General features: G+C 72.1%; 7 protein-coding genes. 3 read left to right on the top strand and 4 right to left on the bottom strand.

Features of this window, described 5'->3' with window-relative positions:
• Window positions 1-120 precede the first annotated feature (120 nt).
• Genes DKL51_RS03205 through DKL51_RS03195 form a run of 3 tightly spaced genes read right to left on the bottom strand, consistent with a single transcriptional unit; the run spans window position 121 to window position 1,491 of the window.
• Window positions 121-444, bottom strand: a complete 324-nt coding sequence (locus tag DKL51_RS03205) for a hypothetical protein (RefSeq protein ID WP_123826998.1) — start codon at window positions 442-444, stop codon at window positions 121-123.
• On the bottom strand, window positions 441-893 hold the full coding sequence (locus DKL51_RS03200) for a hypothetical protein (RefSeq protein ID WP_123826997.1): 453 nt from the start codon (window positions 891-893) through the stop codon (window positions 441-443). Before DKL51_RS03200 ends, DKL51_RS03205 begins: the two co-directional genes overlap by 4 nt.
• 19 nt (window positions 894-912) lie before the next feature.
• Complete coding sequence (locus DKL51_RS03195) at window positions 913-1,491, bottom strand: GNAT family N-acetyltransferase (protein WP_109943031.1); 579 nt, start codon at window positions 1,489-1,491, stop codon at window positions 913-915.
• A 123-nt stretch (window positions 1,492-1,614) separates the two neighbouring features.
• On the opposite strand from DKL51_RS03195, the gene DKL51_RS03190 reads away from it, so the two are divergent.
• A complete protein-coding gene (locus tag DKL51_RS03190; protein WP_243422238.1) occupies window positions 1,615-2,547 on the top strand; it encodes a DUF2726 domain-containing protein in 933 nt (310 codons plus the stop codon).
• Between the two features lie 286 nt (window positions 2,548-2,833).
• Complete coding sequence (locus tag DKL51_RS03185; protein ID WP_165823032.1) at window positions 2,834-4,111, top strand: hypothetical protein; 1,278 nt, start codon at window positions 2,834-2,836, stop codon at window positions 4,109-4,111.
• Window positions 4,112-4,296: 185 nt separating this feature from the next.
• Here DKL51_RS03185 and DKL51_RS03180 read toward each other — a convergent pair whose 3' ends face one another.
• The gene (locus DKL51_RS03180) at window positions 4,297-4,644 is read right to left on the bottom strand and encodes a histone-like nucleoid-structuring protein Lsr2 (protein ID WP_109943043.1); all 348 of its coding nucleotides are present in this window, start codon (window positions 4,642-4,644) and stop codon (window positions 4,297-4,299) included.
• 256 nt (window positions 4,645-4,900) lie between these two features.
• On the opposite strand from DKL51_RS03180, the gene lon reads away from it, so the two are divergent.
• Window positions 4,901-7,237, top strand: a complete 2,337-nt coding sequence (lon, locus tag DKL51_RS03175) for an endopeptidase La (protein WP_124811702.1) — start codon at window positions 4,901-4,903, stop codon at window positions 7,235-7,237.
• Window positions 7,238-7,304 lie beyond the last annotated feature (67 nt).

Here is a 7,304-nt window from a genome sequence, read left to right as displayed (position 1 = left end):
GGCTGGCGGCGTGCGCGGCGAGCCGGGCGAGGTGCGCCTCGATCCACCGGGTCGGCAGCCCGGTGAGCTCGCGGATGGGGGCGGCGCGGCGCGGCAGGGTGCCGGTCATCGGGCCCACCGTCAGCGCCGTCGGCTCGGGGCCGCCCGGTCGGCGAGCCCGGCCATGGTGACCTCCCCGTCGAGCACCCGGACCACGAGCCAGCCGACCAGGCCGGCCAGGGTGGCGGCCGCCGCCGCGCCGGCCCCGCCGAGCGCCCAGACCGCGACCAGGAGGAATCCGGCGAGATATCCGAACTGCTGGCGGGTCATGCGCACCTCCGCTGCTGGGACGACGGAACGGTCGGCGAGGCGTACCCGCTGCGGGCCCGGCCAGTCCTCTACAACGTTGTAGTCATCGTCGGGCGTCTCGACCGACCCCCGGGACAGGCCGGGTCGAGGGCTCACTGGAGAAGCGCCCCAATGATTCCCAGCACTAACAAGAAGGCGCCGAGGACGCAGAGCATCAGTAGTGCCTTCACGGGAGTGGACTGGCGCCCGCGGGCAATCGCGATGTTGATGACCATGGCGGTTCCACCGATGAGGCCGCCGATCAACCCACCGCCGGCGAGGACCAGCAGAAACGGTAGAGCGATCAGGATCTGGAGCAGGACCGGTATCCGCGGCCCGGTGCGGTGCTTGACCCCCGCGATGTCGATGCTGGGCCAGGGGTCGAACAGGCCGCTGCTCAACGTGGCGTCCACCAACGTTCCGTCGGCGGCGGGCAGGAGATACCTGTTTCGGCGGGTGCGGGTGGCATTCTGTTCCCCGACCATGATTTTGGCGGCACCCAGTGTTTGGGTGGCCACGACGACCGGGCCGGCCAGTCCATTGATGTGAATGGGTTCCGTACGCATGGCGGGAGGTCGTAAATGATCAAAGAGTTGCCCGCTGCCCTCTGCGGTCCTGCCACTCCCGCCGGGTCAGCGCGTACTCCACCTCGCCGTGCTCGGATCCCTCGATCGCCTCGGGCCAGGCCTGGTGGAACGTCCGGACGTACCCGAGTCCGGCCTTCTCCATCACCCGCCGGGAGCCGCGGTTGACCGCCATCGTGGTGGCGAGCACGCGCTCCACGCCCAGCTCCGTGAAGCCCTTGTCGATCAGCGCCCGGGACCCCTCGGTGGCGTACCCGGCACCCCACGCCGCCCGGCGCAGCCGGTAGCCCAGCTCCACCTCCCGCGGATCGCCGTCGCGGGTCGGCCGGAACTCGAACCGCCCGAGGAACGTGCCGTCCCGCCGCTGCTCCGCGGCCCACCAGCCCAGCCCCGGCGGCCGCCGGTACGCCGCCAGCATGCGGGGCAGCACCCGCTCCCGGATCTCGTCGGCGGGGGTGGGCCGGCCCCCGGTGAGGTACCGCATCACGTCCGGGTCGGCGTCCAGGTCGGTGAGCAGCGGTGCGTCGGCCGGGGTGAACTCGCGCAGCACCAGCCGCGCGGTGGTGAGGAAGATCGACACGGCCTCATCTCACCGGCTGCCAGCCGTCGGCGGCAACCGGATTGCCGCCGGCGGGAAACGGGGCTCGTCGGTGCTCCGCCGGACCGGCGACGCCGCACCGGCCGCACCGGCGAGGCGCTCACCATGATCGACCTTCTAGACTCGGCCCGGTCGACCGACCGACGGATGGAACTGGGGACGATGACGAGCACCGGCAGCGCGGAGGCTTCCTGGCTGCGGCCGATCACCACCGGGAGCCCGCTGTTCAGCCGGGCCGGTCAGGTCGGGTACGCGTCGCGGCGGCTCAGCGAGCTGGTCCAGGGACGCCCCCCGGGCATCACCGGCAACCAGTGGAGCACCGCCATCCGGGAGGGCTTCGACCTGGTGATCTGCGCCGCGGCCGACGGCCGGCCGCTCTTCGCGGTGGAGATCGTCCCGCCGGCCGCCGCCGGCTCGCCCGAGCAGCGCGCCGAGCGGATGAAGAGCGCGGTCTGCGCGGCGGTCGGGCTGGAGGTGCTGCGGGTCGAGTCACCCACCCTGCGCGGTGCCGACCACGGGCGCCGGATCGTCGAGTACGTCATCGACGCCCGCGGCTACGCCGACGCCACCGCCCCGGAACCCGGCGGCGGTGAGCAGCCGAGCGTCCCCTTCCGCGACATCATCGGGCGGCTTCCCGACGGGCGCAGCGGGCACGTCAACGACCTCGGTGCCCTCGCCCGGACCGCCGCGGTCGAGGCGTACGTGGACCGGAAGCTCGCCGACCCCATCCTCCGCGGCCTGCACGTGCGCTGGAAGAACGGCCCCGCCGAGGGGTGGAGCTGGGCCGAGGTGCGCCCCGGCCGGTGCCTGGTGGAGCGGGTGCAGCTCTGGGAGCAGCGGTTCTCCTGCGGGGTGGACCCGGCCCGGCTCGCCGAGGACCTGGCCACGGTGGCGGTGGGAAAGCGGCTCCGCGACCTCGACGCCGTCGAGTCGCTGCTGGTGGACCGGGACCAGCTCCGCCGTGACATCCGGCTCCTCGCGTCCCGCCGGGACGAGCTGGAGGACGACTTCGCCTTCGACCACCTCTGCGCCGACTGACGTTCCCGCCACCCGGGCCGAGCGTCGTCCCGCCCGCCGACAATCGTCGGCCAACTCCTTCTCGAATTCCCCGATCCGGGGTTGAACCATGGCCGTGGCCGCTCCGTACTCCAGCGGGAATGGACGCAGATCTTCCCAGCCGCGCCGAAAGGCGCCGGAGACGGTGCGGAAAGGGCATCGTCGGTCATCGACGTGCGACCCGAACGTCGCAGCGATCCTCACCCCGAATTCCGTCGGTCCGCGGGGGTCACGAGTCAACTACCGGATCGAGAAGGAGAGCAATTCGATGCGCAGGTCCACACGGGCGCGCCGGTCATCCGGTAACGCGCAGGGCAAGCGACTGCTGGCCGTTGTCGGCACGCTCGCGGTCTTCGGCGGAATCGTCGCCGTGACCCAGATCTCGTCGGCCCAGGATCGGCGGGACTACACCCGCACCGCCGCCGCGTCCTGCATCGCCCCGAGCCCCGGTGCGACCGCGCCGAGCGGCCAGGGCAGCACCACCCGGACCTGGCAGAACGGCCGCTGGGTGCGCAACCACTGGGGTGACGGCCAGATGTCGGTCGCCGAGTGCCAGACGGTCAAGGCCGGTGCCGGTGCCGCCGCCGGTACGCCCACCGTGGCCTGCCCCGACGTGCGGAGCAAGCTCCCGCACGTGCCCGACCAGGCGCGCGCCGAGGTGGACCGCAACCTGGCCCTGCTGGACGCGCAGATCGCCGAGGCCAACCGCCGGCTCGCCGCGGACGGCCGCAACGGCCAGGACTTCATCAACAACGCCGTCCTGCAGCCCCTGGCCGACAAGCGGACCGCCGTGCTGAACCGGATCGCGACCGCCATCGACCGGGTGGCGCAGCGCCCCGAGGGTCTCGACCAGTTCGCCCAGTGCGCCCTCGCCGACGCCGGTCAGAACGCGGGCGGGAACAACAACGGCGGCGACACCGGCGGCCAGAACGACAATGGCGGGCAGATCCCCGGCGACAACAGCACCGGCGGGAACAACAACGGCGGCAACAACGGCAACGGCCTCGGTGTACTGGCGAAGGACTGCGCCAACAGCAAGCTGCAGCCGCACGACGGTTTCCAGGCGGGAAACCGCTGTGTCAGCACCGCTTTCGGTGAGGTCGGCGCGGCGGAGAACAACCCTTCCCTGCTGATCACCCGATTCCCGAACCAGGTCGGCCGGAATCAGCCGTTCACCCTCCGGGTGACCACCCGCAACCTGGTCCGGGACCGGTTCCTCGCGGCCGGTCAGGGCGGCTACTACCTGGAGAGTTCGCTGCTGAACGACCAGGGTCTGGTCCGCGGGCACTTCCACACCGCGTGCCGGATGCTGAACAGCACCCGGCAGCCGCCTAACCCGCAGGACGTGCCGGCGTTCTTCGTGGCGACCGAGGACGGTCGGGGCGGCGCGCAGCCGGACGACGTGCTGATCCAGATCCCCGGGCTGCCGCAGTCGGGCCTCGCCCAGTGCGCGGTCTGGGCCGGTGACGGCTCGCACCGCATCCCGATGATGGAGCGGGCCAACCAGACCCCCGCCTTCGACGTGGTGCGGATCCGGGTCAACTGACGAACTGGTCGGGGTCGTCCGGGGGCACGCCCGGACGACCCCGATGCGCGTTCCGGCCACGGGGAGCGGCGGACAGGTCGCCGGCGGCGGCCGGTAGTGGAAATGGTGAAGGGCCGGAAATGCCAAGCGGGGTCACGCCGATTTCTCAGCGTGACCCCGGCGTGCCCGAAGGTGATCTCCCGCGCTCAGCGGTTCTTGTACGCCTCCACCACGGAGACCGGGATGCGGCCCCGCTCGGAAATCTCATAGCCGTTCTTGGCCGCCCATTCCCGGATGGCGCGGTTCTGCTCGCGGTCCATTCCGGAGGTGGCCGGTCGGCCCGGCCGCCGCACCGCCCGGCCCGTGTCGACCGGCCCGCGCCCGAGCCGCCTGCCAGCGCTGATGTACGGGTCGAGGGCCTTGCGCAGGACGCCGGCGTTCTCGTCGGAGACGTCGATGGTGTACGCCACGCCGTCCAGGCTGAACTCGACTGTCCGATCGGCCTTTCCGCCATCGAGGTCGTCAGTCAGAACGGTGATTACTTTCCTTGCCATCGCCATTGCTCCCTGGTGTCGGGCGGGGTGTGGTCAAGAGTTTGGCGTACCGCGCGCCGAAATTGCAACAATACCCGCCGTTCTCCATTCAGCGGGTCGCAAATCTCTGCCGCGCAATCGTGATCCCCCTCGCGACGCGGGTGCCGAGGTCGCCACGGGAAGGGCGACGGAGTGGCCTGGGTCACAGTCAGGAACAAGGGGAACGGTTTGTGACTTGAGCCTGTCACGCTCAACCCAACGTGATAGCAGGTGTTCGATGGCAACTCTTCCGGTACTTCCACTGACCGACGCCGTCCTGCTGCCGGGCATGGTCATCCCGGTGACCCTCGACCCGACCACCCAGGCCGCGGTCGACGCGGCCCGCGCCTCCGGCGACAAGAAGCTCCTCGCCGTACCCCGCATCGACGGCGAGTACGGCTCCGTCGGCGTGATCGCCACCATCGAGAAAGTGGGCCGGCTGCCCAGCGGCGAACCCGCCGCCGTCGTCCGCGGCCTGTCCCGGGCCCGGATCGGCTCGGGTGTCCCCGGCCCCGGCGCCGCCCTCTGGGTCGAGGCGACCGAGATCGACGAACCCGCCCCGGCCGGCAGGGCCCGCGAACTGGCCCGCGAGTACCGCGCGCTGATGACCTCGGTCCTCCAGCAGCGCGGCGCGTGGCAGGTCATCGACGCCATGGAGCGGATGACCGACCTCTCCGAGCTGGCCGACGCCGCCGGCTACGCGCCCTGGCTCAGCCTGGCGCAGAAGACCGAACTGCTCGCCGCGCCGGACGTCACCGCCCGACTCGAGCTCCTCGTCGGCTGGGTGAAGGACCACCTAACCGAGCAGGAGGTCACCGAGCAGATCAACAACGACGTCCGCGAGGGGCTGGAGAAGTCCCAGCGGGAGTTCCTGCTCCGCCAGCAGCTCGCCGCCATCCGCAAGGAACTCGGCGAGGACGAGCCGGACGGCTCCGCGGACTACCGCAGCCGGGTGGAGAACGCCGACCTGCCCGAGAAGGTCCGCGAGGCGGCCCTGCGCGAGGTCGGCAAGCTGGAGCGGGCCAGCGACGCCTCCCCGGAGGCGGGCTGGATCCGTACCTGGCTCGACACGGTCCTTGAGATGCCGTGGAACACGCGTACCGAAGACAACACCGACCTGGCCGCGGCCCGCGCGGTGCTGGACGCGGACCACGCCGGCCTGGCCGACGTGAAGGACCGCATCCTGGAGTACCTCGCGGTGCGCAACCGCCGGGCCGAGCGCAACCTCGGCGTGGTCGGCGTCCGTGGCTCCGGTGCCGTGCTCGCCCTCGCCGGCCCGCCCGGCGTCGGCAAGACCAGCCTCGGCGAGTCGATCGCCCGGGCGCTGGGCCGCAACTTCGTCCGGGTCTCCCTCGGCGGCGTCCGGGACGAGGCGGAGATCCGCGGCCACCGGCGCACCTACGTCGGCGCGCTGCCCGGCCGGATCGTCCGCGCCCTGCGCGAGGCCGGCTCGATGAACCCGGTCGTGCTCCTCGACGAGGTCGACAAGCTGGCCGTCGGATACACCGGCGACCCGGCCGCCGCCCTGCTGGAGGTGCTCGACCCGGCGCAGAACCACACCTTCCGGGACCACTACCTGGAGGTCGACCTCGACCTGTCCGACGTGCTCTTCCTGGCCACCGCCAACGTGGTGGAGACCATCCCCGGTCCGCTGCTGGACCGGATGGAGCTGGTCACCCTGGACGGCTACACCGAGGACGAGAAGGTGGCCATCGCCCGCGGCCACCTGCTGCCGCGCCAGCGGGAGCGGGCCGGGCTGACCGCCGACGAGGTGACGATCGCCGACCAGGCGCTGGCCCGGATCGCGGGGGAGTACACCCGGGAGGCCGGCGTCCGGCAGCTCGAACGGGCCTTGGCGAAGATCCTGCGCAAGGTCGCCGTGGCGCTGGCGTCCGACCCGGCGCCGGTCCGGGTCGACACCGACAACCTCGCCCGCTACCTGGGCCGGCCCAAGTTCACCCCGGAGTCGGCCGAGCGGACGGCGGTGCCCGGCGTGGCCACCGGCCTGGCGGTCACCGGCGCCGGTGGCGACGTGCTCTTCATCGAGGCCACCAGCATGGAGGGCGAACCGGGGCTGACCCTCACCGGTCAGCTCGGCGACGTGATGAAGGAGTCGGCGCACATCGCGCTGTCGTACCTGCGCTCCAACGGGCGGCGCCTCGGCATCGACCCGAACGCCCTCGCCGGGCGGCGGATCCACGTGCACTTCCCGGCGGGCGCGGTGCCCAAGGACGGCCCCAGCGCCGGTATCACCATGGTGACCGCGCTCGCGTCGCTGGTGACCGGCCGGCCGGTCCGCCCGGAGTTCGGGATGACCGGCGAGGTGACCCTCTCCGGCCGGGTGCTGCCCATCGGTGGCGTGAAGCAGAAGCTGCTCGCCGCCCACCGGGCCGGCCTGACCGAGGTGATCATCCCGGCCCGCAACGAGCCGGACCTGGACGACCTGCCCACCGAGGTTCGCGAGGCGCTGACCATCCACACCCTCGCCGACGTCGCCGACGTGCTCGCCCTGGCGCTGCGCCCCGCCGACGTGGACGCGGAGACCCTGGGCGGCCAGCCGCTCGCCGCGGCCTGACCGGTCCGCACCGGAAGCCCCCGCCGTCCCCGGGACGGCGGGGGCTTCCGTGTCCGGGGGTCGGTGG

The sequence above is a fragment of the Micromonospora globispora genome (assembly GCF_003857015.1).
Taxonomy (GTDB): Bacteria; Actinomycetota; Actinomycetes; order Mycobacteriales; family Micromonosporaceae; genus Micromonospora; species Micromonospora globispora.
This window is presented reverse-complemented; position numbering and strand designations above follow the sequence as displayed.

What these genes read in the sequence shown, in the direction of transcription:
- DKL51_RS03200 (WP_123826997.1), bottom strand. Translation starts at nt 893, where the DNA reads ATGCGTACGGAACCCATTCACATCAATGGACTGGCCGGCCCGGTCGTC.
- DKL51_RS03180 (WP_109943043.1), bottom strand. Translation starts at nt 4,644, where the DNA reads ATGGCAAGGAAAGTAATCACCGTTCTGACTGACGACCTCGATGGCGGA.
- DKL51_RS03190 (WP_243422238.1), top strand. Translation starts at nt 1,615, where the DNA reads ATGATCGACCTTCTAGACTCGGCCCGGTCGACCGACCGACGGATGGAA.
- DKL51_RS03185 (WP_165823032.1), top strand. Translation starts at nt 2,834, where the DNA reads ATGCGCAGGTCCACACGGGCGCGCCGGTCATCCGGTAACGCGCAGGGC.
- lon (WP_124811702.1), top strand. Translation starts at nt 4,901, where the DNA reads ATGGCAACTCTTCCGGTACTTCCACTGACCGACGCCGTCCTGCTGCCG.